This window comes from Spirilliplanes yamanashiensis, from assembly GCF_016863475.1.
In the GTDB taxonomy this organism is placed as follows: Bacteria; Actinomycetota; Actinomycetes; order Mycobacteriales; family Micromonosporaceae; genus Spirilliplanes; species Spirilliplanes yamanashiensis.
This window is the reverse complement of record NZ_BOOY01000036.1, coordinates 192,008-218,048: the sequence shown is the minus strand read 5'-3', so window position 1 is coordinate 218,048 and position 26,041 is coordinate 192,008. Positions and strand designations below refer to the sequence as shown.

Genomic DNA, 26,041 nt, shown 5'->3' with positions numbered 1-26,041 from the left:
CGGGCGGATCACCGGGGCACCGCCGCACCGGTGGCGGTCAGCAGCCGGGGCACGTCGCCCGCCTCCAGCGCCCCGGCGAAGTGGTGGCCCTGCGCCAGGTCGCAGCCCAGGCCGCGCAGCCGGTCGGCGGTCGCCGCGTCCTCCACGCCCTCCGCGACCGTCTTCAGCCCCAGCGCGGTCGCCAGGTCGACGATGGCCCGCACCAGCGGCATCCGGCGGCCCGCCTCCGCGCCCGCGGGGGCGAACGACCGGTCCACCTTCACCTCGTCGATGGGCAGGTCGCGCAGGTACGCCAGCGACGAGTAGCCGGTGCCGAAGTCGTCCAGCGCCACCCGCACCCCGTGCCGGCGCAGCTCCACCAGGTGCCCCACCGCCCGGTCGGCGCGGCGGCCGGCGCCGACCAGCACGTTCTCGGTGATCTCCAGGGTGAGCGCGGCCGGCGGCAGGCCCGCGTCGGCGAGGGCGCGCAGCACCACCGCGGCGAAGTCCGGCTCGGCGAGCTGCCGCGGCGACACGTTCACCGACAGGCCGGTGCCGTGCGCCCGGTGCCAGGCGGCGGCGTCGCGGCAGGCGCGGCGCAGCACCCACTCGCCGAGCGGCACGATCAGCCCGCTGGACTCGGCCACCGGCACGAACGCGTCCGGCGGGACCATGCCGCCCGCGGTGGGCCAGCGCACCAGCGCCTCCACGCCGACGATCCGCTCGTCGCGCAGCCGCACCAGCGGCTGGTAGTGCACCACGAACGCGCCCACGGCCAGCGCGCCGCGCACCCGGTCCAGGGTACGGGCCTGGACCAGCTGCTCCTGGCGCAGCGCGTCGTCGAACTCGACCAGGCAGTCCTTGCCGGCCGCCTTCGCCGCGTACAGCGCCACGTCGGCGTCGCGGACCGCGTCCTCGGCGTCCTCGGCGTCCTCCGCGCCGTCCGCTGCCGGTGCGTCCGGGCCGGACAGCCGGCGCAGGCCGACACTGGCGGTGGCGTACAGCTGGCGGCCCTGCACGTCGACCGGGCGGCGCATCTCGGTCAGGATCGCGGCGCCCACCTCCAGGGCGTCGTCGCCGGGCACGACGAGGGCGAACTCGTCGCCGCCGAGCCGGGCCAGCATCCCGCCGTCCGGCACCAGCGCCGTCACCCGCGCGGCCACCTCGGTGAGCAGGCGGTCGCCGACGGGGTGGCCGTAGCGGTCGTTGACGTCCTTGAAGCCGTCCAGGTCGAACATGAGCAGCGCCCCGCCGCCCTCGGCCAGCCGCTGCTGCAGGGAGGTGCGGTTCGGCAGCCCGGTCAGCGGGTCGTGCAGGGCGCGGTGGCTCAGCTCGCCGCGCAGCGCCTCCAGGTCGACGGCGCGCCGCTGGGCGACGCCGGTCAGCTGGCCGAGCCGCACCACCAGCAGCACGGCGGTGACCATCGTGGCGGTGGTGGGGATGAGCACGTCGAGCAGGCCGAGCTGCCCGGCGCGCAGCTCGCTCACCAGCGACACCGCGGTCAGCACCGGGCTGAGCAGGACCAGGAGCACGAACACCGGCAGCGACACCGGCCGGTCCGGCGGGCGCTCGCCCGGGCCGGTCGCGCCGAACCGCGCCATCGACGGGTGCAGCGCCGCCGCCCCGACCAGCGTGTTCGCCAGCAGCCAGCCCGCGACGGTCAGCGCCGAGCCGCCGGTGTCGCCGCCGCCCGCCACGTCGACGAAGTACACGGTGTCGGCGACCAGCAGCGCCACGGAGGTGCCGGCGATCAGCTGGTGCGCGCGGGTGCGCATGCCGGTGACCAGCGCCATCCGGACCACCATGGCGAGGATCAGCAGGTCCAGCACCGGGTACGCGACGACCTCGGCGTCGATCGGCAGCCGCCCGGTGTCGGACACGAGGGGGTCGATGAGCAGTGTCCAGGTCAGCACGGTGGCGGTGGCGGTGATCACCCCGGCCTCGGTCATGCCGGCGAACCGCGAGCCGTACCGGCCCTGCACGGGCAGGATCGCCAGGCAGGCCGCGATGAGCGGGTACATGAGCAGGTAGACCACGTCGGTGACGGAGACGCCGTGCTCCTCGACGCCGAGCGCGGTCTCGACGGCCCACCCGGCGTTGGCGAGCACCACGACGGTCATCGCGACGAGCAGCAGCCGCCACGCCAGCGGCCGCGCCGGCCGGTGCACGCGCAGGCCGGCGGTCACGGCACCGAGCACGCTGAACCCGAGCACCGTGTACCCGGCCTGCTGCACGACCTCGGGCAGGAACGGCCCGGCGCCGACCACGGCGAGGCCGGCGGTGAGGTACCACCGCCACGCCACGGTCCGCATTCTTGCCACAGCGCAAGGATCGCGGGGCCCGGCTGCCGGCCGGGTGCGCGCAGGTGTCGGGCGGGGTGCAAGGGGAACATCGGCGGTATGCGCGTCGAGCTGGAGTCCCGCCGTCCCCTGCGCTTCACCACCGGCGAGCCCGTGCGGGCCGCGTCGGCCGTGGGCCCGTTCGGCGACGGGCTGCTCGTCGCCCAGGACGACGGCACGGTCGCGGCCTGGGTGCGCCCGGACGAGATCACGCCGGTGCGCCTGCTGCCGCCGGTCGAGGGGCTGGACGCGTTCAGCGCGGCGGCGGGCACCAAGCACCTGAAGCCGGACCTGGAGGCGGCCTGCCCGCTGGAGGACGGGGTGCTGCTGCTCGGCTCCGGGTCGACGCCGGCCCGGATGCGCGCCGTCGTGGCCCGCCCGGGCCGGGAGCCGGTCGCCGCCGACCTGACCGCCCTGTACGGCGCCGTCGCCGCCGCGCTGGGCGTCCCGGCGGGCGAGCTGAACCTGGAGGGCGCGTGCCGCGTCGGCGACCGGCTGCGCTGGTTCCAGCGCGGCAACGCGCACGCGGGCGTCGCCTCGGCCAGCGTCGACCTGGACCTGACGTCGCTCGTCGCGGTCGTGGAGGGCCGGGCGGCGACCCTGGACGTGGGGTCGGCCCGCCGGTACGACCTGGGCGCGGACGGCCTGGCGGTCACCGACGCGGTGGCCGTCGCGCCCGGGGTGCTGGTCAGCGCGGCCGCCGAGGACACCCCGAACGCGTACGACGACGGGCCGGTCACCGGCTCGGCCCTGGCCCTGCTGCCGGCGGACGGCGCGGCGCCGCTGGTGGTCACCGCGCCGGTGCCGGACAAGATCGAGGGCCTGGCGGTGCGGGCGGAGTGGCCCGGCGGGGCCCGCCTGATCGCGGTCGTGGACGCCGACGACCCGGAGATCCCCTCGACCGAGCTGACTCTGCGGGTGGAGTGGGACTACTTAGCGTAAGGTGAGGAGACGAAGGTCACCGGGCCCGCCCAGCGGGTGCCGGGCGGGACTGTCGTGGCCCGCGTGAGCTGCTGAGACGACTGGGACGGAACACCTACGACGTTCGGCCGGGGCGGTCCGCCGAACCGGCAGCGCCGGTCACCGTCGGTGATGACGGGACGGGCCTTTCACACGTACCGGTCAAATACGGCGAGTCACTACCTTCGGTATGGGCCACCAGGGTCCGGATGTCTCACCCCTCCCGGAGGCAGACCGCATGAAGATCGCCGAGAACAAGACCGGCGCGCAGGACCCGGCGCCGGCGCGGCCGATCGTCGTACCCGTGGTCCCCGGCCCCGGCGGCGTCGCCCGGCCCGGGCGCCCGCACGCCGAGCCCACGGCCGCCGACGCGCCCGCCGCGGCGCCGGCGGCGGCTGCGGTCGCGCCCGCCCCGGCGCGCGGGCTCAAGCGCCACCTCGACCTGTTCACCAACGCCGGCTCGCTGATGGCCGCCACCGCGATCACCTCGCTGCTCGGCTTCGCGTACTGGTGGCTGGCCGCGCGCAGCGCCTCCCCCGAGGCCGTCGGCCAGGCGTCCGCGGCCGTGTCGGCGATGACGCTCATCGGCACCATCGGCATGTTCGGCATGGGCACCATGCTCATCGCCGAGCTGCCGCGCCGCGGCGACCGCAAGTGGGACCTCATCTCGACGTGCCTGCTGGTCTCCGGCAGCGTGGCCACCGTCGGCGCCCTCGCCTACCTCGCGATCGCGCACTTCTGGGTGCCCGGCCTGCGCGATGCGCTCGGCGACACCGTCGCCACCGTCGCGCTGGTGGCCGGCATCGCCCTCAACGCCATGACCCTGGTCCTCGACGAGGCCCTCGTCGGCCTGCTGGCCGGGCCGCTGCAGCTCATGCGCAACGCGGTGTTCGCGTTCGTCAAGCTCGTGATCCTCGGCGCGCTGGTCGTCCTGCCGGTCACCCTCACGGGCACCGAGCTGCTGCTCGCCTGGATCGCCGGCATCGTGCTCAGCGCGGCCGTGCTGGCCCGGGCGCTCAAGCGCCGCCGCATGGTCGACTCGCTGCGGCCGAACGTGAAGCTGCTGCGCGGCATGGGCGGCAAGACCTTCGACCACAACCTGCTCAACATGGCGACGTACCTGCCGCGGGCGGCGCTGCCGCTGGTCGTGACGGCGGTGCTGTCGGCCGAGGCGAACGCCGCCTTCTACACCGCGTTCATGGTGATCTCGTTCCTGGCGATGGTGCCGGGCAACGTGGCGCTGACGCTGTTCGCGGTGGCCGCCGGCGACCAGGCCGCGCTGCGCTCCAAGGTGCGCATGGGCCTGGCGATCTGCCTGGTGCTGGGCCTGCCCGCGTCGATCGTGACGTACCTGTTCGCCGACCTCATCATGTCGATCTTCGGCGCGCAGTACGCCGCCACCGCCGGGGGCGCGCTCGCCATCCTGGCGCTGACCTACGTGCCGTTCGTGTTCCACCACTTCTTCCTGGCGATCTCCCGGGTCAACAACCGGGTCCGCCGGGCGGGTGTCTTCAGCGTCTTCGCCGGGCTCGCCGAGCTGGCCGCCGCCTACTGGGGCGGCACCCACGGCACCCTCACCACGCTCGTGTGGTGCGTGGCCGGCGTGATGGCGGTGGAGACCGTCCTCGTCGCACCGACCGTGCTGCGGGTGGTCCTGCCCGCGCGCCGGACCACCGACAAGCTGGAGGGGATCGTGACGTCGCACCGCATGACGCTGCGGGAGCGCGCCTGGCTGCCGCTGGAGTACATCCGCACCGTCGGCCCGGTGACCGGGGTGGACGCGGCCCGGCTGCGCGCCGCGCTGATCGGCCTGCACGCGGCCGACCGCACCCACCCGGCGGTGAGCCGGATCGACCGGGACACCGCCCGCTGGCTGCACATGGACGCCCCCACCTTCCTCGCCTACGCCGCCGAGGCCGTCGAGGAGGTGTCCGGCGCCGACGCCGAGCCCGACGCCATGACCCGGCGGCTGCAGTCCGAGCCGCGCGGCCACCACCCGGTGCGCATCCTGGCCGGCGGCGGCTACGTCGCGATCAAGGTCGCCCACGTGTACGGCGACGCCGGCCCCGTCAACACCCTGGTCCGCGAGCTCGTCACGGCGGCCGCCGAGGCGCGCCCGGCCCGGTTCGAGACGACCGAGCCCAGGCGGCCGCTGCGCCGCGCGCTGTGGGACTTCTTCGGCAAGCACCCGTCCCGGCTGCGCCCGGCGCTGCGGCTGGCCGCACCGCCCGCGCACGACGCGAGCGACCCGCAGCCGTGGACGGCCGGCCTGACCGTCGAGACCAACCGCTCGGCGGACGTGCTCACCAAGATGCGCGCCTGGCGCGACACCCACGCCCCCGGCACCACGACGGCGGCCATCACGTTCGCGGCGTTCACCAGCGCGCTCATCGAGCTGGGCGTGAACCCGCGCACCGAGGGCGGCGTGTTCCTGTTCGACGCCCGGCGCTTCGTCCCGGCCGACGGCGCGCAGGTCGGCGGCAACTTCTGCTGGGGCCAGTACCTGACGCCGGCGTCGCTGACCGACCCGAGCGCCATCCACAAGGCGCTGAAGGAGGAGCTGAAGGGCGGCCGGATCCTGGCGATGATGGGGCTGCGCGAGACGAAGATCGCGCTGACCGGCGCGCCGGGCTTCCCGGACGCGTACCCCACCGAGCTGGGCGCGCGGCGGCGGCCGAACCTGACGTTCAGCAACCAGGGCCGGCACGACGTCCTGTCGGACCTGCCGTGGGCGGCGCCGCCCGAGGGCCGGGTCAACCACAGCGTGCCGACGCTGAGCGGCCCGGCGGACATCACGATCACCACGTCGGAGATGAACGGCGTGCTGCACGTGGAGGCCACGTTCCACGCCTCGACGTACGACCGGGCGGTGATCGCCCGGGCGCTGGAGCTGGTCTGCACCGACCCGGCGGCGCTGCTGATGGACGCCGCGGCGGCCTGAGCGGGAAGACAGGAGGGGCCGGCCCGATCGGGCCGGCCCCTCCTCCCGCGCGTCCTCAGGGGTTGACGACCAGCAGCGCCGTCGTCGTGACCGACTTCTCGGCGCCCCGGCAGTCCACGTCGTCGTCGCCCGCCCACGGCACGAGGGCGCCGCCGGCGAGCTCGGTGTACGTCATGGTCAGCGTGAGCCGGGTGACCCGGGTGCGGGCGGTGTCCTCGGCGTCGAGGCGGAACGCGGTGTGGTCGACCGTCCGGCGGGCCAGTGCCGCGCCCCGCGAGAACGACGAGTGGTCGGCGGTGTTGGCCGGGTAGCCGACGCCGACCCGCGGGGCCGTGGCGGTGACCCGGGCGCCGCAGATGTCCCGGCCGGTGGTCCAGTAGGCGCTCACCCAGGTCGGCTCGCCGGAGTCGATCGCGCCGACCGCCCGGACGATCAGCCGCGGACCGGCCGCCGCGGCCTGCGCCGGGGCCGCCCCGGCGAGCGGCGCCGCGCCCACGACCGCCGCCGCCACCGTCGCTGTGATCGCCCGCCGGGTCGTCGTTCCCATGTGCTCACTCCTCCAGCCGTGCCGTCTGCGGCGGGTGGTGGCCCGCCCGGAATGGGCCCGACGCTAGTTCGCCCCTTTCATCCGGTTCGGAGATTCGCCGGGATTCCCCCGACCGGCCGACGGCGGCGTCCCGTAGCCTGCGCAGACGTGACGGTCCTGCGCTCGGTGCTGCTGTTCCTGCTCGCCGCCCTCGCCGAGATCGGCGGCGCCTGGCTGGTGTGGCAGGGCCTGCGCGAGCACCGCGGGCTGCTGTGGGTGGCCGGCGGCGTGCTGGCCCTCGGGGCGTACGGGTTCGTCGCCACCTTCCAGCCGGACCCGAACTTCGGCCGCATCCTCGCCGCGTACGGCGGGGTGTTCGTGGCCGGCTCGCTGGCCTGGGGCATGCTCGTCGACGGCTTCCGCCCGGACCGGTGGGACGTCGCCGGCGCGGCACTGTGCCTCGCCGGCGTCGCCGTCATCATGTACGCCCCGCGGGCTAGTTGATCCGGAAGGTCTGCCCGTACACCTTGAACACCAGCGGGGTGTTCAGGTCGAGGTTGCCGTTGTTCAGGAAGACCCGCTGCGCGGTGTCCACCCGGGTCGTGTTGTCGTGCGCCGCCTCCTTCTTCATCTCCGCCACCCGGGCGTCGAGGAAGGCGTGCAGGTACGCGGTCTCGTCGCCGCCCTGGGACGGCGGCTTGGCCTTCTTGAGCGCCTGCGCGCGGACGCTCTTCATGCCCCCGAAGCCGTGCATGACGGCCGCGTCGTAGTAGGCGAACTGGCCGAGCGCGCGCAGCCCGTCGGCCTTGGCCTGCTTCAGCGAGGGGTTGAAGTACTGCCGGTCGCGCTCGTCCTCCTGCGCCTGCTGGAACACCGGGTCGGCGGCGGCGGTCCGCCAGTCGCGGGGGTAGTCCGGGTCGAGCCCGGCGTGCGAGGCGGTGCCGTTGACGGCGCGCAGCGCGGGCAGGTACCTGGCGAGCACGTTGTCCGGCTTGCGGCGGGTGTACTCCTGCACCAGCGCGAGCATGTCGGACGTCCCCGAGCAGAAGCCGATGATGCCGGCGGTGTAGCCGCGGCCGTCGCGGATGTCCTCGATGTAGCCGAACTGCCCGCGCCAGTTCGTGGAGCTGTTCTCGGCGGTCGACACGATCTGCATCGCGACGTCCTTCTTGCGCGGGTCGTCGAGGTCCACCCCGGTGGGCGGCGCCGTGGTCGGCGGCGTGGTGGGCGCGGTCGTGGGCGGGACGGTGGTGGGCGGCGCGGTCGTGGGCGGCGCCGTGGTGGGCGGGACGCTCGTGGGCGCGACCGTCGCCGGCGGGGCGGTCGGGCTCGCCGGGGCGGAGCCGCCGCCGTACACCTCCACCTCGTACAGCGAGTAGCCCCACTGCGTGCCGCGCCGGGTGGCGAGCACCCGCAGGTGGCGGCCCGTCGCGGTGAGGCCGGTGAGATCGTCGGTGCGGCCGTTGCCGGTGGTGGTGGCGAACGCGTCGGTCCAGGTGGCGCCGTCGGCGGAGACCTGGATCCGGTACGCCCGGGCGTACGCGGCCTCCCAGCGCAGCACGACGCGGTTGACCGCCGTGACGGCGCCCAGGTCGATGCTCAGCCACTGGGTGCCGGGGCCCTCGGCGCTGGCCCAGCGGGTGCCGGTGTCGCCGTCGACGGCGGCGGCCGGGCCGAGCGACGCGTCCTCGATCGACGAGGCGGTGGCGGGGCGCCCGGTCGCGAGGCTGGTCACGGCGGCGTCGGCGGTGAGCACGACGGCGAGGGGCACGGACACGGCGACGGCGGACACCGCGCCGAGGGCGGCGAGTCTGGCTCGGGATTTCATGGCCGCGAGTCGATCAAAGCCAGCGACACCCGGCTATATTTACAAGCTAAATTTAAGGAAGACTTGCGACGGCTCCCGTCCACCCTGGACGGCGCCACCCGCGCCACCCGGCCCCGCGCACCATCGACGCTCGCCCATCCGGCAACTATGCTGCGAGCCGTGCCGGTGATCGACTATTACGGCGCCAAGGGTTGGGGCGGCCGGCCGGCGGCCGACCTGCTCCCCCGCCAGGTCGTCGCGCGCGACCTGATCGCCCGGGCGCTCACCGGCCTGCCCGGCGGCACCGTCCTCGACGTCGGCTGCGGCGACGGCAGCTTCCTCGACACCGTCGCCACCCACGTCGGCAACCCGGCGCTGCACTGGATCGGCGTCGACTACTCCGACCACCAGCTCGCCAAGGCCGCCGCCCTGCCCCACGAGTTCCACCGCTGCGACCTCGACCAGGGCATCCCCCTGCCCGACGCCAGCGCCGACCTGGTCTACGCCACCGAGGTCATCGAACACCTCACCGACCCCGACCTGCTCGTCGACGAGTGCGCCCGGGTCCTGCGCCCCGGCGGCCGGCTCGTGCTCACCACCCCGAACCTGCACGCCTGGTTCAACCGCCTGCTGTTCCCCGCCGGCATCCAGCCGGTCTTCTACGAGACGTCCAGCCGGTCCACCGCCGTCGGGGCGGGACCGCTGCGCGCCCTCAAACAGGACACCCTGCCCGTGGGGCACCTGCGCCTGTTCAACCGGCGCGCGCTGCTCGACCTCGTCGCCCAGTCCGGCCTGCGGCCCGAGCTGGTGCGCGGCGCCCGGTTCCACGCCGTCCCCCGGCCGCTGTGGTGGCTCGACGGGCTGCTCAGCCGCCGCGCCTCCCTGGCGTCGATCCTGGTGCTGCAGGCCACCAAGCCGCACTGACCGTGGGCCGCGACGATTCCCGGCCGCCGCGGCGGTCGTACCCGGCATGACCGATCTCCGGCCGCTCACCTCGCCGACCTCACCGGCCCCGGCGTGGCGGCGCTGCACGAGCGCTGCCCCGCCTGACCGTCACCCGGCGTCGAGCCGGAACACCGCCGTCTCCCGGCTGCGCCGGTCGTCGTCCGGGCCGAGATGCTGATGCCGGTACGAGGCCACGGGCGCCGGCCAGTTCACCGCGACGTGTCCCCGCCCCGGATCCCCCACCAGCACCACCGCGCCCAGCGCCGCCTGCCGCACCAGGAACGCCCGCATCCGCACCGCCAGCCCGCCCTCGTACAGCGCGTCGCCGGCCAGCACCACCTCGGCCACCCGGTCGTCGCGGTCCAGCAGGTCCACCGCCGACGACTCCACGCGCACCCCGTTGACCTGCGCGTTCGCCTCGATCGCGGCGGCCGCGTACGGGTCGACGTCGTTGGCCACCACCGCGGCGGCCCCGGCCCGCACGGCCGCGATCGCCACCAGACCCGACCCGGCGGCCACATCCACCACCGTCCGCCGCGCCACACACTCCGGGTGGTCCAGCACGTACCGGCCCAGCGCCTGCCCGCCGGCCCACGCCGACGCCCAGTACGGCGCCGCCAGCCGGTGCCCCGCCGCCGCCTCCAGCCGCGCCCACAGCAGCGTCGGATCGTCCGACAGGTACAGGCTGATCTCGGGCGTCAGCGGCACCGGCTGCAACCGGAGTCCGTCCAGGGTGGGGGCCGTGCCGGGCTCCGGGAAAATGGGCGCCACCCTCCGATATGTGCCACGGCCTCGCCGCGGTCCGCGCGAAGGTAGCACGACCGCCGGACCCGGCGGTTCCCCGGCGGGGCACACCAATCGTGCTACGGTGAACACGTTGCACTTTTGATTTCCGAAGACGTTGACGGCGCCTGATGGGTATCTGAGACCCATCGGCGCCTATTCTTTTTGGTCGTGTCCCTCCGGACGCGGGTGATCAACGAGCGACGGGGGCGCCGCACCGCGCGGCCCCCGGCACCAGCCTGCAAGGAGCAGACATGGCATCCGGCACCGTTAAATGGTTCAACGGCGAAAAGGGCTTCGGCTTCATCAGCCAGGACGGCGGCGGCGCCGACGTCTTCGCCCACTACTCGGCCATCGCCGCCGACGGCTTCCGCAGCCTCGAGGAGAACCAGCGCGTCGAGTTCGACATCACGCAGGGCGCGAAGGGCCCGCAGGCGGCCAACATCCGCCCGGTCTGACCCCAGCCCCGCGGCGGCGGCCCGACTGGTTCAGCGGGCCGCCGCTCCGGCATTCTCTGACGAAAAGAGACCACGATGACCGCTGCGGACTCCGCCCGCACGGCAGACTTCATCGCCCCACCCACCACAGTGGAACCCTTCACCGGCCCGGCCAGCCCGGACCGCGCCGAATCGGCGATGCGCGTCCTGCGCAACCCGTTCGCAGTCGCCCGCCCGGAATCGTCACCGCAGATTTCCGGCCGCGCGTAATTCTCGCCGTTCAGGCGACCGCCGCGGCGAATGCGGCGAACAGATCACCGGACAACGGCGTGGACAATCGCCAGGTGACGGCCATCGGTCGTTCCCCCTCGTGCCGGACGTACGTCGCTCGCCCGAGGAACCAGAACGCCCGCTCGTCCGCGCGCGTCCGCGCGAACAGCAACACCGAACGACCGAGCGCGACGTGCCCGCGATACCGCAGTCCGGTCTTGCCGTCCGCCCGGGTCGTCGACTGACTTTCCCAGTGGATCAGATCGCGGCTGATCGCATAATCGCGATACCGCGTGGTCGGTGAGAAGTCTCCGCTGGTCTTGTCCAGGGTGAAGACGAGCAGGTCCGCGCCCGTCGCCTTCGCGTCGTACACGCCCTCCCGCCACGGCGGCGTCTTCGTGCCCGTGCCCTCGCCGACGGCCGCGAGAATCTCGATCCGCGTGTACCGGCTGTGCACCTGCAGCGGCACGCCCGGCAGCGCCGGCTGCGGCACGTGCCGGGGTGCGTCGCCGAGGACGGTCAGCAACTCGCGCAGCTCGGCGAGCACCTGCGGGTGCGCCCACACCACGTCGATCGCCGACTGCAACGACGTCGCGGCCGTCACCACCTGGTCCGCCAGGTTGGCGACGAGCATGCGGGCGAGACGCCGTTCCAGCTCGCTCATCGCCGCGACGTCCGGCGCGGCATCGTCGAGCAGCGCCCGGTAGGCGTTCAGCCGCTCATGGTCGTCGACGTGCTGGAGCCGGGCGATGCCCCGGCGCAGCGCCTGCTCGTGCGGGCCCGCCGGGGCGACCGGCACCCCGGCGGCCTCGCACAGCGCCGACCAGGAGCGGTTGCTCGCGTACACGTCGGCGACCTCGAGGCCGGTCTCGTGCAGGTAGCGGGCCATGGTGACCGGCTCCGGCCGCTGCGCGAGCGCCTGCAACTCCCGCACCTTGGCCGGCCACATCGACGGGATGGCGTCGCGGACGCTGCGCAGCACGATGTCGCGGGCCACCCGGTCCAGTTCCATGTGGCAGCCCGCCGGCAGGAACGGGAACCCCTCCTCGACGGCCCGCTCCAGGTCGCGCCGGGTGCCGCCGAGCAGGGCCCGGTACCGCAGGTCGAACCGGAACTCGCGGCGGTGCAGGCCGACGAAGTCGAGCACCGTGCAGATCGTCTTGCCCCTGGCCGTGCGCAGACCGCGGCCCAGCTGCTGGAGGAAGAGCGTGGCGCTCTGCGTGGGCCGCAGCATGAGGATGGTGTCCACCCGGGGCACGTCGACGCCCTCGTTGAACAGGTCGACCGAGAAGACCACCTGGATGGCGCCGTCGCGCAGGTCGCGCAGCGCGGCGCGCCGTTCCTCCTCCGGCGTCTCGCCCCAGATCGCGACCGCGGCGACGCCGAGTTCCCGGAAGCGCGCCGCCATGAACCGCGCGTGCGCGACGCTGACGCAGAAACCGAGGCACCGGATGGACGCCAGGTCGTCCACGTGCGCGTCGAGCTGCCGGTAGACGAACCGGGCCCAGGCGTGATCGCCGGTGTAGACGTCCGTCAGCGCCGCCTCGTCGTAGCCGCGCCCGCGGCGCCACGGCACCTCGCGCAGGTCGACACCGTCGTGGATGCCGTAGTAGGCGAACGGGGTGAGCCGGTGCTGCTCGACGGCGTCCCACAGCCGCAGTTCGGCGGCGATCCGGTCACCGAACCAGTGCAGAATGGGCAGGCCGTCGGCCCGTTCCGGGGTGGCGGTCAGACCCAGCAGCTCCCGCGGCGCCAGCTCGTCCATGATGAACCGGTACGACGGCGCGGCGGCGTGGTGGAACTCGTCGACGACGATCACGTCGAAGTGGTCCGCGGCGAGGTGTTCCAGCCGGTTCGCCGTCAGGCTCTGGATCGACGCGAAGACGTGGTCGAACGCCGTGGGCCGCTCACCGCCCACCCACTTCTCGCCGAACGCGTGATCGCCGAGCGCGTGCCGGAACGTCGCCAGGCTCTGGTCGAGGATCTCCTCGCGGTGCGCGACGAACAGCAGCCGCGCCCGGGGCAGGCTGGTCCGCAGCGCGGCGTAGTCCATCGCCGCCATCACCGTCTTGCCGGTGCCGGTCGCCGACACGAGCAGGTTGCGGTGGTGGCCCTGCAGGCGGGACAGCTCGATCAGTTCGAGCATGCGCTCCTGGAACGGCTCCAGGCGGATCTCGAACGGGCTCAGCAGCACCGCGCCGCGATCGCTGACCCGGCGGTGCCGCTCCAGGGCCTCGGCGAACTGCGCGGGGTCGTACGGCACGAAGTCGCCGCCCTGCCAGTAGCTCTCGACGACGGCGCCGATCTTCTTCACCACGTCGGGGTTGCGCGCCGCCGACACCCGCACGTTCCACTCCACCCCGGCGACCTGCGCGGAGTGCGTGAGGTTCGACGACCCCACGTACGCCGTGTCGAACGCGGTCCGGCGGTGGAACAGCCACGCCTTCGCGTGCAGCCGGGTGGTCGACAGGTCGTAGGAGACCCGGACGTCGGCGCCGAGGTCCACCAAAAGGTCCAGCGCCTTGGCCTCGGTCGACCCCGTGTACGTGGTCGTGAGCACCCGCAGGGGCCTGCCCCGCTCGCAGTGCGCGCGCAGGGCGGCGACCATCGGCAGCAGGCCGCTGCGGCGGATGAACGCCATCACCAGGTCGATCGAGTCGGCCGAGGCGATCTCCGTAAGCACCTGGCTGCCGACCCGCGGCTCACCCGGCGCGTTCGTCAGCAACGTGGTGTCCAGCAGCGGGATGAGCGGCCGGCCCGCCACCCGCACGGAGCCGTCCGGGCGCCGCTCGCCGATGCCGCTGAGCAGCTGCCCCGCCGGCACCGGCGACTCCCGCCCCGGATCGGTCTTCGGCAGGCGGGCACCGAGCGTCTCCAGCAACCGCTGCGCCACCTCCACACCGGTGGCTACGCGGTCCGCCTCCGGAACGGCGTCCAGGGCGCGCTCGATCTGCCGCGCCAGCAGCTGGGCGATGCGGTCCGGGGCCTCGGCCGACCGCAGCCCCTGCCGCTGGACGAGCTCCGCGTCGATCGCCGACAACCGGTCCTCGAGCGCCCGGGTGACGATGTGTTCGTACAACCCGGCAGTGAGATCCTCGGCCACCCCGCTCATCCTGCCGGAGGGCGGCGCCGATCAACGGTATTGGCGCCGCCCGCCGCGTCGGGCTGACCGCGGGTCAGTGGCCCTCGGCGAGGGTGGCGAGCCGGTCGATCGACGCGTGCAGGCGGTCGGCGGTGGTCGCCTGGGCGCGCGGGATGCGGCGCTCGTCCGTCAGGGCGGTCCAGTCGTAGGTGTGGGTGACGCGGGTGTGGGTCGCGTCGAGGGGGTCGAGTTCCCAGCGCCACAGGTGGCCCGGCGGCGTCCGGCCCGGTTCGGCGGGGCGCCAGGCGATGCGGCGGTTCTCGGTGAACTCGACGACGTGATTGTCGCGCGTGTTGCCGCTCGTCGTCGTCATGGTGAAGACGTCGCCGGTGGCGTGGACGCGCTGGCCGGACGGCGCCTCGGCCAGGTTGTCGTTGCCGTCCCAGCGGGGTTGCTGCGCCGGGTCGGCGATGAGCTCGAAGATCGTCTCGGCCGGGGCCGCGATGTCGCGGGCGGCGCTGACGACGCGGGCGGTGTCGGGCGGGTTGGTCATGCCTCATCGTGGCACCCGGGCCGGCCGGTGTGCGGCCGGCCCGGGCGTACGCGATCAGGCCAGGTCGTACCGGTCGAGGTTCATGACCTTGTCCCAGGCGGCGACGAAGTCGCGGACGAACTTGTCCTTGGCGTCGTCGGTCGCGTAGACCTCCGCGTTGGCGCGGAGCTGGGAGTGCGAGCCGAAGACGAGGTCGACGGCCGTCGCGGTCCAGACGACCTGGCCGGTGGCGCGGTCGCGGCCCTCGTACACGTGCTCGGCGGACTCGGCCGCCTTCCACTCGGTGTTCATGTCGAGCAGGTTGACGAAGAAGTCGTTCGTCAGCGTGCCCGGGCGGGTGGTGAAGACGCCGTGCGCGGTGCGGCCGGCGTTGATGTTGAGGGCCCGCAGGCCGCCGATCAGCACCGTCATCTCGGGGGCGGTGAGGCTCAGCATGTACGCGCGGTCGAGCAGCAGGGTCTCCGGCGACAGCTTCTCGCCGGCCCGCAGGTAGTTGCGGAACCCGTCGGCCCGCGGTTCGAGGACCGCGAACGTGTCCACGTCGGTCTGCTCCTGCGACGCGTCGGTGCGGCCCGGGGTGAACGGCACCGTGACGTCGTGCCCGGCGTTGCGGGCGGCCTGCTCGACGCCGGCGCAGCCGGCCAGCACGATCAGGTCCGCCAGGGACACCCGCTTGCCGCCGGCCTGGGCGGCGTTGAAGTCCTGCTGGATCTTCTCGAGCGTCTCCAGCACGACGGCCAGCTCGGCCGGGTCGTTGACGGCCCAGTCGCGCTGCGGGGCGAGCCGGATGCGGGCGCCGTTGGCGCCGCCGCGCTTGTCGGTGCTGCGGAAGCTCGCCGCCGACGCCCACGCGGTGCCGACGAGCTGCGACACGGACAGGCCGGAGCCCAGGACGGTGGCCTTGAGCGCGGCGACGTCCTCGTCGGTGACCAGCTCGTGGTCGACGGCGGGGATCGGGTCCTGCCACAGCTGCTGCTCCGGCACCCACGGGCCGAGGTAGCGCGAGACGGGGCCCATGTCGCGGTGCAGCAGCTTGAACCAGGCCTTGGCGAACGCCTCGTCGAGCTGGGCCGGGTTCTCCCAGAAGCGGCGGGCGATCGGCTCGTAGATCGGGTCGATCTTCAGCGCCAGGTCGGACGTCAGCATCATCGGCGCGTGCCGCCTCGACGGGTCGTGCGCGTCCGGCACCGTGTCCTGGGCGGCCGCGTCCTTGGGGCGCCACTGCTTCGCGCCGGCGGGGCTGGTGGTCAGCTCCCAGTCGTACCGGAAGAGGTTGTCGAGGTAGCCGTTGTCCCAGCGGGTCGGCTCGTTGGTCCAGGCGCCCTCGAGGCCGCTGGTCAGCGTGTCGCGGCCCTTGCCCTCACCGTACGAGTTCTTCCAGCCGAGGCCCTGCTGCTCGACGGGGGCGCCCTCCGGCTCCGGCCCGAGGTACTGCGGGTCGACGGCGCCGTGCGCCTTGCCGATGGTGTGGCCGCCCACGATCAGCGCCACGGTCTCCTCGTCGTTCATCGCCATCCGGGCGAACGTCTCGCGGATGTCGCGGGCGGACGCCAGCGCGTCCGGGTGCCCGGCCGGGCCCTCCGGGTTGACGTAGATCAGACCCATCTGGACGGAGCCGAGCGTCTCGGCGAGCTCGCGCTCGTCGCCGCTGTAGCGCTCGTCGCCGAGCCAGGTGTCCTCGGGGCCCCAGAAGATCTCCTCGGGCTCCCAGATGTCCTGGCGGCCGAACCCGAAACCGAAGGTCCGGAACCCCATCGACTCGTACGCGCAGTTGCCGGCGAACACGAGCAGGTCGGCCCAGGAGATCTTGCGGCCGTACTTCTGCTTGACGGGCCACAGCAGCCGGCGCGCCTTGTCCAGGCTGGCGTTGTCGGGCCAGCTGTTGAGCGGCGCGAAGCGCTGCGCGCCGCTGCCGCCGCCACCGCGGCCGTCGGCGATGCGGTAGGTGCCGGCGGCGTGCCAGCTCATCCGGATGAACAGCGGCCCGTAGTGGCCGTAGTCGGCCGGCCACCAGTCCTGCGAGGTGGTCATCAGCTCGAACAGGTCGCGCCGCAGCGCCTCCACGTCGAGGGTCTTGAACTCCTCGGCGTAGTCGAAGTCGGCGCCCATCGGGTTGGACTTCGCCGAGTGCTGGTGCAGCACCGAGAGGTCCAGCTGGTTCGGCCACCAGTCGCGGTTGGTGCGGGGGCGCGTCGACTTGACGGTGGGTGCGGGGATTGCCGGGTTCTCGCTCTCGCTGACGCTCTCGGTCGCGTCCTTCTTGTCTGACTCAGACACGTCGGTCCTTCCCCTGTCTCGGTTCGGTTCGTGCGGCACATGCGGGGCAACGGCCCCAGAAGATGACCTCGGCCTCGTCGATGTCGTAGCCGGCGTCGTCGGTGGGCGTGAGGCAGGCGGCGGCGGGCCCGGCGGCGGCGTCCACGTCGGCGATGGCGCCGCAGGACCGGCACACCACATGGTGGTGGTGGTCACCGACCCGCGCCTCGTAGCGCGCGGCGGAGCCCATCGGCTCGAACCGCCGCACCAGGCCGGCCCCGGTCAGCGCCCGCAGGATGTCGTAGACGGCCTGGTGGGACACGTCGCCGAGCCGGGCCCGCACGTCGGCGAGGACCGCGTCGGTGTCGGCGTGCGGGTGCGCGTGCACCGCGGCCAGCACGGCCACCCGCGGACGGGTCACCCGGAGCGCGGCGCCGCGCAGCACGCTCTGGAGATGCGACGCCGACGGCACGTCGCAGAGTCTGGCCCATTTTCTGGAACCAATCAAGTATCAGGATCTCCGGCCGTGGACCGAGCCGTCGCCGACGGGTCCGGCGGCGCGCCGAACAGCGCCCGGCACGGCCGCACGCCGCGCACCTCCACCGCCGGCCGCGGCACCCGCGCCCATCGCTGCCGGGTGAGCCGCAGCCGGTCGGAGACCACGGCCGCGCCGTCGCGGGCGTCCACGGAGACGCCGTCGGGCTCGTAGCCGAGCTTGCGGGAGACGCCCTGCGACGCGTGGGTGTCCTGGAACACCTCGGTGCGGGCGGCCCGCGCGCCCGGGTGGTCGAAGGCCGGCGTGAGCAGCCCGGCGCGCGCCTCCGTCCCGTACCCCCGGCCGTGGTGGGCGACCCCGAGCCAGGACGGCCGCACCACGACGCGACCAGGGACGAGACGTCCTACCGCCCGCTGGGCGGCGGCATCGAGTTCGGCGAGACGGCCGAGCAGGCCGGGAGCTGCGCGAGGAGCTCGGCGCCGAGCTGCTGGACGTCCGGCCCGCGGGCGTGCTGGAGAACATCTTCCACGCGTTCGGCCGCGCCGGGCACGAGATCGTGTTCGTCTTCGGCTGCCGGCTCGCCGACCCGGCCCTGTACGAGCGCGACGTGGTCGGCGAGATCGTCGACGACGCCGGCAGCCTCGGCCCCGTCGCGCCCCTGTACCCGGCGGGCCTCGCCGACCGGCTGGCGCGGCACGGCTGACGGCCCCGCGTCCTCCCGATTCGCCCGCGTCACCGCCCGGATTGCACGTAATCTTCACATTCGGGCGTGCCACCTGGTGCCGCCCCCGTGTTCTCGTCCGTCGTCGTCGGCGCTCGCCGCGCAGGGGAGGTTCCGATGTCCGCTCCCGGTGGTCACCTGTGGCGTGACCTGCCCGTCACGGCCAAGATCCTGTCGGCGATCGCGATTGCCGGGCTGGCCGCGGTGACCATCGGCATCGTCGGCATCGTGAAGCTCGGCGCCGTCGACGAGACCGGCGGCGGCATCTACGAACGCAACCTGCTGCCCGTGTCCACGCTGGCCGAGATCGACGGCAACGTGAACGAGGTGCGGGCCACCATGCTGCGGCACGTCCTCTCCACCGACGAGGCCCAGATGGCGCAGCTGGATCGCGAACTCGCGGGCTTCCGCGACGGCGTGGCCACCGTGTGGCGCGACTACACGGCGGACCCCGGCACCAGCGACGAGCAGGCCGCCCGCCAGGACTTCGACACCGCCCTCGCCGCCATGTACACGGTCGCCGACAACGACATGCTCCCGCGGAGCCGCGCCAACGACGTGGCGGGCGCCCGGACGGCCGAGACCGAACGGTTCGACCCCGCGTTCGACCGGGTCAGCGCGGCGCTCACCCGCCTCAACGAGCTGGAGACGGCCCAGGCGACCGCGGCGGCCCAGAACTCCGAGTCGACGTATCAGGGCGCCCGCACCACCCTGCTGGTCGTCCTGGTCGTCGGCCTGATCCTGGCCGTGGTCGCCGGCGTGTACGTCGCCCGATCCATCAGCCGGCCCCTCAGCCGGCTCGTGGACGTGCTCAACCGCGTCGAGCAGGGCGACCTGACGGCCACCGCCGACATCGACAGCCGCGACGAGGTCGGCCGCCTCGCCACCACCCTGAACAGCTCCAACCGCGCCGTCGCCGAACTGGTCCGCCGCATCGGCGGCAACGCCGACGGCCTCAGCGCCGCCGCCCAGCAGCTCGACGCCACCTCACTCACCATCGCCGCGGCCGCCGAGCAGACCGCCGCCCAGGCCACCGCCGTCTCCAGCGCCTCCGACCAGGTCTCCCACCACGTGCAGACCGTCGCCGCCGGTTCCGAGGAGATGGGCGCCTCGATCCGCGAGATCGCCCAGAACGCCTCCCAGGCCGCCGAGGTCGCCAACGGCGCCGTCGCCACCGCCGCCGGCACCACCGCCACCGTCGCCAAGCTCGGCGACTCGTCGCAGCAGATCGGCGAGGTCGTCAAGGTCATCACGTCCATCGCCGAGCAGACCAACCTGCTCGCCCTCAACGCCACCATCGAGGCCGCCCGGGCCGGCGAGGCGGGCAAGGGCTTCGCCGTGGTCGCCAGCGAGGTCAAGGAACTGGCCCAGGAGACGGCCCGCGCCACCCAGGACATCTACCAGCGCGTCGCCGCGATCCAGTCCGACACCGGCCTCGCCACGTCGGCCATCGGCGAGATCGCGGCGGTCATCGAACGCATCAACGAGTACCAGATGACCATCTCGTCGGCCGTCGAGCAGCAGGCGGCCACCACCAACGAGATGGGCCGCTCCGTCGCCGAGGCCGCCTCCAGCTCCAGCGAGATCGCCTCCAACATCACCGGCGTGGCCCAGGCCGCGAGCGAGACGACGCAGGGCGTGACGCAGGCGCAGCAGGCGTCGGCCGAGCTGGCCCGGATGAGCGGCGAACTGCAGACCCTCGTGGGCCGCTTCCGCGTCTGACCTTGCGGCCAGCTCCCTGGTCTCGCAGTCGAGCCGCCGGTACGCGTAGCGCCCGACGCGGGCGACCCGGTGCGGATGGACATCCGTCAGTGGCACGAATCGGTGACTGTCCACGTCGGACGGCATCCGCGCGCCACGCCGGATTCACGCCGCATTCGCGCGGCGTTCCCGTTTCCCGTCCGCACACAGGTGGTTGCACCACGTCGTCCCGCAGTGGTTGCATGTGCCGCGGCTGTCCGTCCGGCGCCGGTCAGGAGGCCGTCATGCTCGCTGCACTTGGTCGCTCGGTGTACCGCCGGCGCCTCGCCGTCATCGTGGCGTGGGTGGTGGTCGCGCTGGCGGGGGCCGTGTTCGGCGGCTCCGTGTACGACCGCACCCGGTCGATCGATCCGCTGCCCGCAGGGGCCCCGGCCGCGGTGGCGCAGGACCGCCTCGACGCCCTCTCCCCCGAGGGCGACCGCGTGGTGGCGGTGATCTCCGGCCGCGACGTGAACGCCATCGAGCTGATCAACAGCGTCACCCGGATCGCGTTCGAGATCCGGGACATGGCCGGGGTGGCCGCCGTCGAGGACTCGTACACCAGCGGGATGCGGCAGATCTCCCGCGACGGCACCAGCTCGCTCATCACGGTCGAGCTGGACCCGGGCCTGAGCGACGACGAGGCGCTGCGCGTCGCCGACCGGGTGCGCGAGGCCCTGCTGCGCATCGACGCCCCCGACATCCTGGTGGGCGGCGAGCTGCTGGCCGAGCGGGAGTTCGGCGAGCAGGCGGTCCGCGACGCCGCCGTCGGCGAGTCGGTCGCGCTGGTCTGCGTGGCGATCCTGCTGGCCCTGGTGCTGGGCGGTCTGGTGGCGGGCCTGCTGCCGCTGGCGGCCGCCGTCGGCGCGATCACCGCGACGCTGCTGGCGCTGACCGGGCTGGCCCGGCTGCTGCCGGTCAGCGAGTACGCGGTCAACGTGGTCACGCTGCTCGGCATCGGCCTGGCCGTCGACTACAGCCTGCTGATGATCGCCCGGTTCCGTGAGGAGCGGGCCGCGGACCCGCGCGCGCCGCTGGCCGAGCTGACGGCCCGCACGGTCGCCACCGCCGGCCGGGCGGTGCTGGTGTCCGGCCTGGCCGTCACGGCCGCGCTGGTGGGCCTGTTCGCGTTCGGCGAGCCGCTGCTGGCCGCGATGGCGATGGGCGGTGCGCTGGTGGTCGCCCTGGCGACGGCGACCGGGCTGACCCTCGTACCCGCGCTGGTCGCGACCGCGCACCGGCGCATCCCGGCGGCCGGCGGGTGGCCCCGGCCGGGGCGGGGCCCCGCGCAGCGGGACGGGGCCGGCGCCCTGGCGCGGCTGGCCGCGTTCGCGCAGCGCCGGCCCGGCCCGGTGGCGCTGGCGGCGGCCGCGGGGCTGCTCGCGCTGAGCGTCCCGCTGCTGTCCGCGGAGTTCCGCAACTCCGACGTCCGGGCGCTGCCGGCGGCCAGCGAGGCGCGGCAGACGTACGAGAAGGTGCAGAACGACTTCGCCGATCCGCCGAAGCAGCCGCTGACCGTGCTGGCCGAGGCCGACCCGGCCGCGCTGACGACCCTGTTCGACCGGGTGGAGCAGCTGCCCGGCGTGTCGGACGTCTTCGTGCGCACCGGCCTGCCGCCGGGCGTCGGCGTCGCCGACGTCGTCCCGGCCGGGCCCGCCGACGGGCCGGAGGCCCAGCGGCTCGTCGACACCCTGCGCGGGCTGGACGCGCCCGCGCCCGTGCTGGTGGCCGGTCCCGCCGCCGAGCTGGTCGACGGCAAGCGGTCGGTGGCCGAGCGACTGCCGCTCGCGCTGGCGATCATCGTGCTGGCGACGGGAGTGCTGCTGTTCGCACTCACCCGCTCGGTGGTCGTACCGGTGAAGGCCGTCCTGCTGAACCTGCTGACGCTGACCGCGACCATGGGCGTGCTGGTCGCGGTCTTCCAGTGGGGCTGGGGCGCCGGCCTGCTGGGCTTCGAGCCGTGGGGGGCCCTCGACCTGACCACCCCGCTGCTGCTGTTCGTCTTCGCCTTCGGCCTGTCCATGGACTACGAGGTGTTCCTGCTGGCCCGCATCAAGGAGGAGTGGGACCGGCGGAGGTCCGCCGACCGCGCGGCCAACGACCGCGCCGTGCTGGCCGGCATCACCGCCACCGGCCCGGTGGTCACCACGGCCGCCCTGGCCATCGGCATCGTCTTCCTCGGCTTCGTGCTGGGCGAGCTGGTGGCGGTGAAGGAGATCGGCGTCGGCATGGCCGTGGCGGTGCTGCTGGACGTCACCGTGGTGCGCGGCCTGCTCCTGCCGGCGACGATGTCGCTGCTCGGCCGGTGGAACTGGTGGCGGCCGGGCGCGGCCGCCGCGGAGCCGGCGGCGCCGGAGGCCGTGCCGGTGGGATGAGCGTCCCGCCGAGCCCGCCTCCGGCCCCGCCCGGCCGCCGCGTCGTCAGCGCCCGGCCGGGCGCAGCATCTCGTCCAGCCGGGGATCGGCCATGATCTCCCGGACCTCCTGCGCGCAGCGGCAGGCGCCGGCGATCTTCGCCGCCCACGCGAGCGCCTCCTCGCGGGAGGCCACGTCGACGACCACGAACCCGCCGACGACCTCCTTGGTCTCCGGGTACGGGCCGTCGGTGACCAGCCCGTCCGTGCCGACGATGCTCGCCTGCTGGCGTTGCAGCCCGCCGCCGAACACGAACACGCCGGCGTCCACCGCGTCCTGGATCACCGCGTGCGCCGCCTCGCCCACCGCGGCCAGGTCGCCGTCGGCGATGTGGTCCATCGCGCCGTCGTCGAACGAGATCAGGTACCGCGCCATGCCATGACTCCCTTGTCCCGGGCGACCCCCGTGCGGCCGCCTCCGACTGCGCCACGAACGGCGCACCCCGGATCGGACACCCCGCCGCGATAATTCTCGCGGCCCGGTCACCGTCCCGCCGGGTCCTCCCCCGCAACGGTCGCCTCGACCCGGGTGATGAGCAGCTTCAGCCGCCGGATCTCGTCGGCCAGCGCGGTCGTGCCGGCGCCGGTCAGGGTGATCCAGGTGCGGCCGCGCCGGCCCTCGTACCCCTTCTCCACCTCGATCAGGCCGCCCTCCTCCAGCACGCTCAGGTGCTTGGACAGGTTGCCGGCGGTCAGATCCAGCTGGGTGCGCAGGTAGCCGAACTCGACCCGGCGCGCCTCGTGCGCGACGGTGAGGATGCCGAGCCGGACCCGCTGGTGCACCACGTCGTCGAGCCCGACGACGGGGTGGGCGGCATCCTGTTCCGGGGCGTCGGTCACGGCGTCCGCCTGCGGCGCCGGTCGGCGAGCGCGAACCCGGCCGCGCCCAGCAGCAGCACGGCGCCCACGATGAGCTGCGGCACCGCCATGCCCGCCCGGATGCCGAAGTGCGGCGGGCCGAAGCCGTCGGACATCGGCAGGACCAGCAGCACCAGCGCCAGGTAGCCGCCGGTGAACAGCGCCAGCGCGGTGTTGCGCTCCAGCCAGGCCAGCACCAGCAGGGCCACCCCGATCATGCCCCAGGGCATGACCAGCCGGTCCAGCACGAAGAACCAGTACGGCAGCGGCTGGTCCGGGTACGGGTTGCTCCGGAAGTACAGGTTCACCGCCAGCCAGGCCGCGGGGAACACGACGGTCGTCGCCGCGCCGGTGATCGCGTACGGCAGTACCCGGGCGCCCACCCCCCGCGCCCGCGCGGCCCGCACGTACAGGACGGCGATCGTGGCGTACGCCAGCACCATCGCGGCCGGCCAGTAGAAGAGCATGCCCCGGCGGGCGTACGTGCAGCCGCCGTCGGGGCGGCAGTCCACCCGCATGCCGAACCAGTCGAACGGGATCGCGACGAGGGTCGCCGCGGCCAGCACGAGCAGCGCCGCCCAGGTCATCCGTTGGTCGAGACGCACGCGGTGGGCGAGGGCGCGCACGTCGGATAGGAGCCGGCGGGGATCGCCGCCGACGGAGGCCGTGTCTGTCGTCATGCCAATAGGTTTCCACAGCAAACCGGTCTGCGCTAGTGCAAGGTATCCCTGACCTGCTGGTGACGGTGAGTCGCCACAGTCCGGCGGAAGGAGCCCTGTGAGGTCTCGCGCCACCCACCTGGTGTCGGCCATCGGCACGGCGGTGCTGATGCTGTTCACCGCTGCGCCGGCACAGGTAGCGCCCGGGAAGAAGCCCGTCACCATGACGTTCTCGGCGTCGCCCGCGTCGGTCACCAGCGGCGCGCCGGTGACGCTGGCCGGCCGGGCGAAGTACGGCAGGACCGGCAACGCGGGCCGCGTCGACCTGTACTTCCTCGAACGCGGCGCGACGGCGTGGGCGTTCACCGCATCGGCGCGGGCCGCGAGCAACGGCAGCTTCCGGCGCGTCGTACGCGCGTCCGCCGGCGGCACCTTCCGCGCGGTGTACCGCGGCAACGCGACGCGGAAGGCGGCCGTCCGCTACGACGCGATCACCGTGCAGTCCCCGCCGGCGCCTCCGGTCACCGCACCCCAGCCGCCGGAGCCGAAGCAGCCCGTCGTCGTCACCCTCGAGGCGGACGGCGTCCAGCGTGCCGACAACTCCTTCTGGAACGTCCCCAGCGGCAAGCCCTTCACCGTCACCGGCACGGCGACCGGCCCCGGCCGCCTCAGTAACGCCGGCGGCGTCGGGTCGGGTCGACGTCAGCACCGGCCGGTTCAGCGTGTCCGGCTGCGACTGGACGATCGCCGTCTCACAGGCCGGTTCCTAGCCCCGGGGACCGCACCGCCAGGTCGCCGTAGAAGGTGTGGATGCTGTCGACCGCCGCCGTGAAGTCGTCCAGCTCCATCGGCTTGGTGACGTACGCGTTCGCGTGGCGCAGGTAGCTGGCCGTGATGTCGTCCGGTTGGTCCGAGGTGGTGAACACGACGACCGGGATGGCGGACAGCGCCGGGTCCTGCTTCACGGCGGCGAGGACCTCCCGGCCGTCCATGCGCGGCATGTTGAGGTCCAGCAGGATCATGTCCGGGCGCACGGCTCCGCTGTGCAGATAGTCCAGCGCCTCGACGCCGTCCCGGGCGACGTGCAGCCGCGCCGGCACCCGGTGACCCTCGAACGCCTCGGTGATGAGCGCCAGGTCGGCGTCGTCGTCGTCGACGAGCAGCACCCGCATCGGAACGGTGGTCATCTCGTGTGCCTTTCGAGCCGGTCCCGATGCTGCGGCGTGCGTTGCCTCGTGAGACAGCGGGAATGGGGCGGAGTCCCCCCGACATGATGACGACCATTCATCACCGGTGAATCACACTTCGCGGATTCCCGTCAGCCGGCGTAGGCCGTTCAGGCCATCCGGTGGCGCAGTTTGCGGAGCGCCCGGGTGATCAGGCGGGAGACGTGCATCTGGGAGATGCCGACCTGCTCCGCGATCTGGGTCTGCGTCAGGTTGCCGTAGAAGCGCAGGGTGATGATCCGCCGCTCGCGCTCGTCCAGGGCGGCCAGGGCGGGGCCCAGGTCGAGGCGCAGCTCGGCCAGCTCGAAGCCGCCGTCCTCGGCGCCGAGGGTGTCGCCGAGCTCCATGGCGCCGCTGTCGCCCCCAACCGGGGTGGCCAGCGACGTGGCCTGATAGGCCCGGGCGCCCTCGAGGCCCTCCACGACGTCGTCCTCCGTGACGCCCAGGTGTGCCGCGATGTCGGCGACGGTCGGGGCGCGGCCGAGCGCGTGGGTGAGGGTGTCGTTGGCGTCGTTGATCGCCGGGCGCAGCTCCTGCAGCCGGCGCGGCACCCGCACCGACCAGGTGCGGTCGCGGAAGTGCCGCTTGATCTCGCCGACGATGGTGGGGATCGCGAAGACGGCGAAGTCGATGCCGCGGTCGGCGTCGTAACGGTCCACGGCCTTGATGAGGCCGACCGTCGCGGTCTGCTGCAGGTCGTCGGTGGGTTCACCGCGGCCGGCGTAGCGGCGGGCGAGGCGGTTGGCCATCGGTACCCACGCCTCGATGGCGCGGGCCCGCAGCGACTCCCGATCGGGCGCACCGGCGGGCGCCGTCGCGAACTCCCGCAGCAACTCGTCAGCCCGCAGCTCGTCGGCGCTGCGGCTCATGCGGACGTGCATCGGCGTAGTGGTCAACGCATGCTCCTCGGAGACGACTACGCACCACATTTCCTTGTGCCGCGGCGGCCGAAACGCGGGCGGCCACCATTGTTCGCCGTCGCGTCGATGTGATTTCCGCCCGCTAATTATCAGACGTATTCCGATTTCCGGGAACGCCGGATGAACCGGA

Annotated in this window: 24 protein-coding genes; 10 read left to right on the top strand and 14 right to left on the bottom strand. The window is 73.7% G+C overall.

Annotated elements, in window-relative coordinates:
- Positions 1–8 precede the first annotated feature (8 nt).
- Positions 9–2,282: a putative bifunctional diguanylate cyclase/phosphodiesterase gene (locus Sya03_RS25930; protein ID WP_203941015.1), complete on the bottom strand. Its 2,274-nt coding sequence runs from the start codon at positions 2,280–2,282 to the stop codon at positions 9–11.
- A 96-nt stretch (positions 2,283–2,378) separates the two neighbouring features.
- On the opposite strand from Sya03_RS25930, the gene Sya03_RS25925 reads away from it, so the two are divergent.
- Entirely contained in the window at positions 2,379–3,260 is an 882-nt protein-coding gene (locus Sya03_RS25925; RefSeq protein ID WP_203941014.1) for a DUF6910 family protein, read from the top strand.
- A gap of 256 nt (positions 3,261–3,516) precedes the next feature.
- Positions 3,517–6,219, top strand: a complete 2,703-nt coding sequence (locus tag Sya03_RS25920; protein ID WP_203941013.1) for a lipopolysaccharide biosynthesis protein — start codon at positions 3,517–3,519, stop codon at positions 6,217–6,219.
- A gap of 55 nt (positions 6,220–6,274) precedes the next feature.
- Here Sya03_RS25920 and Sya03_RS25915 read toward each other — a convergent pair whose 3' ends face one another.
- Positions 6,275–6,766 (bottom strand): hypothetical protein, encoded by a 492-nt coding sequence (locus Sya03_RS25915; protein ID WP_203941012.1) that lies wholly within the window; start codon positions 6,764–6,766, stop codon positions 6,275–6,277.
- 147 nt (positions 6,767–6,913) lie between these two features.
- Here Sya03_RS25915 and Sya03_RS25910 point away from each other — a divergent pair, with 147 nt between their 5' ends.
- Positions 6,914–7,249 (top strand): YnfA family protein, encoded by a 336-nt coding sequence (locus Sya03_RS25910; RefSeq protein ID WP_203941011.1) that lies wholly within the window; start codon positions 6,914–6,916, stop codon positions 7,247–7,249.
- Here Sya03_RS25910 and Sya03_RS31680 read toward each other — a convergent pair.
- Entirely contained in the window at positions 7,242–8,573 is a 1,332-nt protein-coding gene (locus Sya03_RS31680) for a chitosanase (protein WP_203941010.1), read from the bottom strand. The two genes, Sya03_RS25910 and Sya03_RS31680, sit on opposite strands and share 8 nt — an antisense overlap.
- Before the next feature lie 159 nt (positions 8,574–8,732).
- Here Sya03_RS31680 and Sya03_RS25900 point away from each other — a divergent pair, with 159 nt between their 5' ends.
- A complete protein-coding gene (locus Sya03_RS25900; RefSeq protein WP_203941009.1) occupies positions 8,733–9,476 on the top strand; it encodes a class I SAM-dependent methyltransferase in 744 nt (247 codons plus the stop codon).
- A 129-nt stretch (positions 9,477–9,605) separates the two neighbouring features.
- On the opposite strand, the gene Sya03_RS25895 is transcribed toward Sya03_RS25900, so the two are convergent.
- Entirely contained in the window at positions 9,606–10,268 is a 663-nt protein-coding gene (locus Sya03_RS25895) for a class I SAM-dependent methyltransferase (protein WP_239107843.1), read from the bottom strand.
- Positions 10,269–10,534: 266 nt separating this feature from the next.
- On the opposite strand from Sya03_RS25895, the gene Sya03_RS25890 reads away from it, so the two are divergent.
- Together Sya03_RS25890 and Sya03_RS25885 are read left to right on the top strand one after the other, a co-directional pair.
- The gene (locus Sya03_RS25890) at positions 10,535–10,738 is read left to right on the top strand and encodes a cold-shock protein (RefSeq protein ID WP_203941007.1); all 204 of its coding nucleotides are present in this window, start codon (positions 10,535–10,537) and stop codon (positions 10,736–10,738) included.
- A 75-nt stretch (positions 10,739–10,813) separates the two neighbouring features.
- On the top strand, positions 10,814–10,987 hold the full coding sequence (locus Sya03_RS25885; protein ID WP_203941006.1) for a hypothetical protein: 174 nt from the start codon (positions 10,814–10,816) through the stop codon (positions 10,985–10,987).
- A 10-nt stretch (positions 10,988–10,997) separates the two neighbouring features.
- Here Sya03_RS25885 and Sya03_RS25880 read toward each other — a convergent pair whose 3' ends face one another.
- The 5 genes from Sya03_RS25880 to Sya03_RS25860 all read right to left on the bottom strand — a co-directional run bounded on the left by Sya03_RS25880 (position 10,998) and on the right by Sya03_RS25860 (position 17,754).
- Entirely contained in the window at positions 10,998–14,090 is a 3,093-nt protein-coding gene (locus tag Sya03_RS25880) for a DUF3427 domain-containing protein (RefSeq protein WP_203941005.1), read from the bottom strand.
- Positions 14,091–14,163: 73 nt separating this feature from the next.
- Positions 14,164–14,622 (bottom strand): SRPBCC family protein, encoded by a 459-nt coding sequence (locus tag Sya03_RS25875; protein WP_203941004.1) that lies wholly within the window; start codon positions 14,620–14,622, stop codon positions 14,164–14,166.
- 54 nt (positions 14,623–14,676) lie between these two features.
- Positions 14,677–16,899 (bottom strand): catalase/peroxidase HPI, encoded by a 2,223-nt coding sequence (gene katG / locus Sya03_RS25870; protein ID WP_275411485.1) that lies wholly within the window; start codon positions 16,897–16,899, stop codon positions 14,677–14,679.
- Positions 16,892–17,350 (bottom strand): Fur family transcriptional regulator, encoded by a 459-nt coding sequence (locus tag Sya03_RS25865; protein WP_203941002.1) that lies wholly within the window; start codon positions 17,348–17,350, stop codon positions 16,892–16,894. The genes katG and Sya03_RS25865 overlap by 8 nt, the downstream gene beginning before the upstream one ends.
- Before the next feature lie 32 nt (positions 17,351–17,382).
- Positions 17,383–17,754, bottom strand: coding sequence for a GNAT family N-acetyltransferase (locus tag Sya03_RS25860; RefSeq protein ID WP_239107842.1), 372 nt, complete (start codon positions 17,752–17,754; stop codon positions 17,383–17,385).
- Between the two features lie 128 nt (positions 17,755–17,882).
- On the opposite strand from Sya03_RS25860, the gene Sya03_RS25855 reads away from it, so the two are divergent.
- From Sya03_RS25855 to Sya03_RS25845, 3 genes are all read left to right on the top strand, one after another.
- Positions 17,883–18,077 carry an NUDIX hydrolase gene (locus Sya03_RS25855; protein WP_203941171.1) on the top strand — a complete coding sequence of 65 codons (195 nt, stop codon included), beginning with the start codon at positions 17,883–17,885 and terminating at the stop codon, positions 18,075–18,077.
- A 135-nt stretch (positions 18,078–18,212) separates the two neighbouring features.
- The gene (locus tag Sya03_RS25850; protein WP_203941001.1) at positions 18,213–19,817 is read left to right on the top strand and encodes a methyl-accepting chemotaxis protein; all 1,605 of its coding nucleotides are present in this window, start codon (positions 18,213–18,215) and stop codon (positions 19,815–19,817) included.
- A 263-nt stretch (positions 19,818–20,080) separates the two neighbouring features.
- A complete protein-coding gene (locus Sya03_RS25845; RefSeq protein WP_203941000.1) occupies positions 20,081–22,210 on the top strand; it encodes an MMPL family transporter in 2,130 nt (709 codons plus the stop codon).
- Between the two features lie 45 nt (positions 22,211–22,255).
- Here the strand turns inward: Sya03_RS25845 and Sya03_RS25840 are convergent, their stop codons facing one another.
- From Sya03_RS25840 to Sya03_RS25830, 3 genes are all read right to left on the bottom strand, one after another.
- Positions 22,256–22,624: a YciI family protein gene (locus tag Sya03_RS25840; RefSeq protein ID WP_203940999.1), complete on the bottom strand. Its 369-nt coding sequence runs from the start codon at positions 22,622–22,624 to the stop codon at positions 22,256–22,258.
- A gap of 107 nt (positions 22,625–22,731) precedes the next feature.
- Positions 22,732–23,088, bottom strand: a complete 357-nt coding sequence (locus tag Sya03_RS25835) for a transcriptional regulator (protein WP_203940998.1) — start codon at positions 23,086–23,088, stop codon at positions 22,732–22,734.
- Positions 23,085–23,786 (bottom strand): hypothetical protein, encoded by a 702-nt coding sequence (locus Sya03_RS25830; RefSeq protein WP_203940997.1) that lies wholly within the window; start codon positions 23,784–23,786, stop codon positions 23,085–23,087. Before Sya03_RS25830 ends, Sya03_RS25835 begins: the two co-directional genes overlap by 4 nt.
- Positions 23,787–23,883: 97 nt before the next feature.
- Here Sya03_RS25830 and Sya03_RS25825 point away from each other — a divergent pair, with 97 nt between their 5' ends.
- The gene (locus Sya03_RS25825) at positions 23,884–24,597 is read left to right on the top strand and encodes a hypothetical protein (protein ID WP_203940996.1); all 714 of its coding nucleotides are present in this window, start codon (positions 23,884–23,886) and stop codon (positions 24,595–24,597) included.
- Here the strand turns inward: Sya03_RS25825 and Sya03_RS25820 are convergent.
- Entirely contained in the window at positions 24,518–24,952 is a 435-nt protein-coding gene (locus tag Sya03_RS25820) for a response regulator (protein ID WP_203940995.1), read from the bottom strand. The genes Sya03_RS25825 and Sya03_RS25820 overlap by 80 nt on opposite strands.
- 149 nt (positions 24,953–25,101) lie before the next feature.
- A complete protein-coding gene (locus tag Sya03_RS25815) occupies positions 25,102–25,860 on the bottom strand; it encodes a SigB/SigF/SigG family RNA polymerase sigma factor (protein WP_203941151.1) in 759 nt (252 codons plus the stop codon).
- Between the last annotated feature and the right edge of the window lie 181 nt (positions 25,861–26,041).

Bases quoted from the DNA above. Each gene is read 5' to 3' on its own strand.
- Sya03_RS25925 (WP_203941014.1), top strand. From the start codon at position 2,379: ATGCGCGTCGAGCTGGAGTCCCGCCGTCCCCTGCGCTTCACCACCGGC.
- Sya03_RS25920 (WP_203941013.1), top strand. From the start codon at position 3,517: ATGAAGATCGCCGAGAACAAGACCGGCGCGCAGGACCCGGCGCCGGCG.
- Sya03_RS25915 (WP_203941012.1), bottom strand. From the start codon at position 6,766: ATGGGAACGACGACCCGGCGGGCGATCACAGCGACGGTGGCGGCGGCG.
- Sya03_RS31680 (WP_203941010.1), bottom strand. From the start codon at position 8,573: ATGAAATCCCGAGCCAGACTCGCCGCCCTCGGCGCGGTGTCCGCCGTC.
- Sya03_RS25890 (WP_203941007.1), top strand. From the start codon at position 10,535: ATGGCATCCGGCACCGTTAAATGGTTCAACGGCGAAAAGGGCTTCGGC.
- Sya03_RS25885 (WP_203941006.1), top strand. From the start codon at position 10,814: ATGACCGCTGCGGACTCCGCCCGCACGGCAGACTTCATCGCCCCACCC.
- Sya03_RS25875 (WP_203941004.1), bottom strand. From the start codon at position 14,622: ATGACCAACCCGCCCGACACCGCCCGCGTCGTCAGCGCCGCCCGCGAC.
- Sya03_RS25850 (WP_203941001.1), top strand. From the start codon at position 18,213: ATGTCCGCTCCCGGTGGTCACCTGTGGCGTGACCTGCCCGTCACGGCC.
- Sya03_RS25845 (WP_203941000.1), top strand. From the start codon at position 20,081: ATGCTCGCTGCACTTGGTCGCTCGGTGTACCGCCGGCGCCTCGCCGTC.
- Sya03_RS25840 (WP_203940999.1), bottom strand. From the start codon at position 22,624: ATGGCGCGGTACCTGATCTCGTTCGACGACGGCGCGATGGACCACATC.
- Sya03_RS25830 (WP_203940997.1), bottom strand. From the start codon at position 23,786: ATGACGACAGACACGGCCTCCGTCGGCGGCGATCCCCGCCGGCTCCTA.
- Sya03_RS25820 (WP_203940995.1), bottom strand. From the start codon at position 24,952: ATGACCACCGTTCCGATGCGGGTGCTGCTCGTCGACGACGACGACGCC.
- Sya03_RS25815 (WP_203941151.1), bottom strand. From the start codon at position 25,860: ATGAGCCGCAGCGCCGACGAGCTGCGGGCTGACGAGTTGCTGCGGGAG.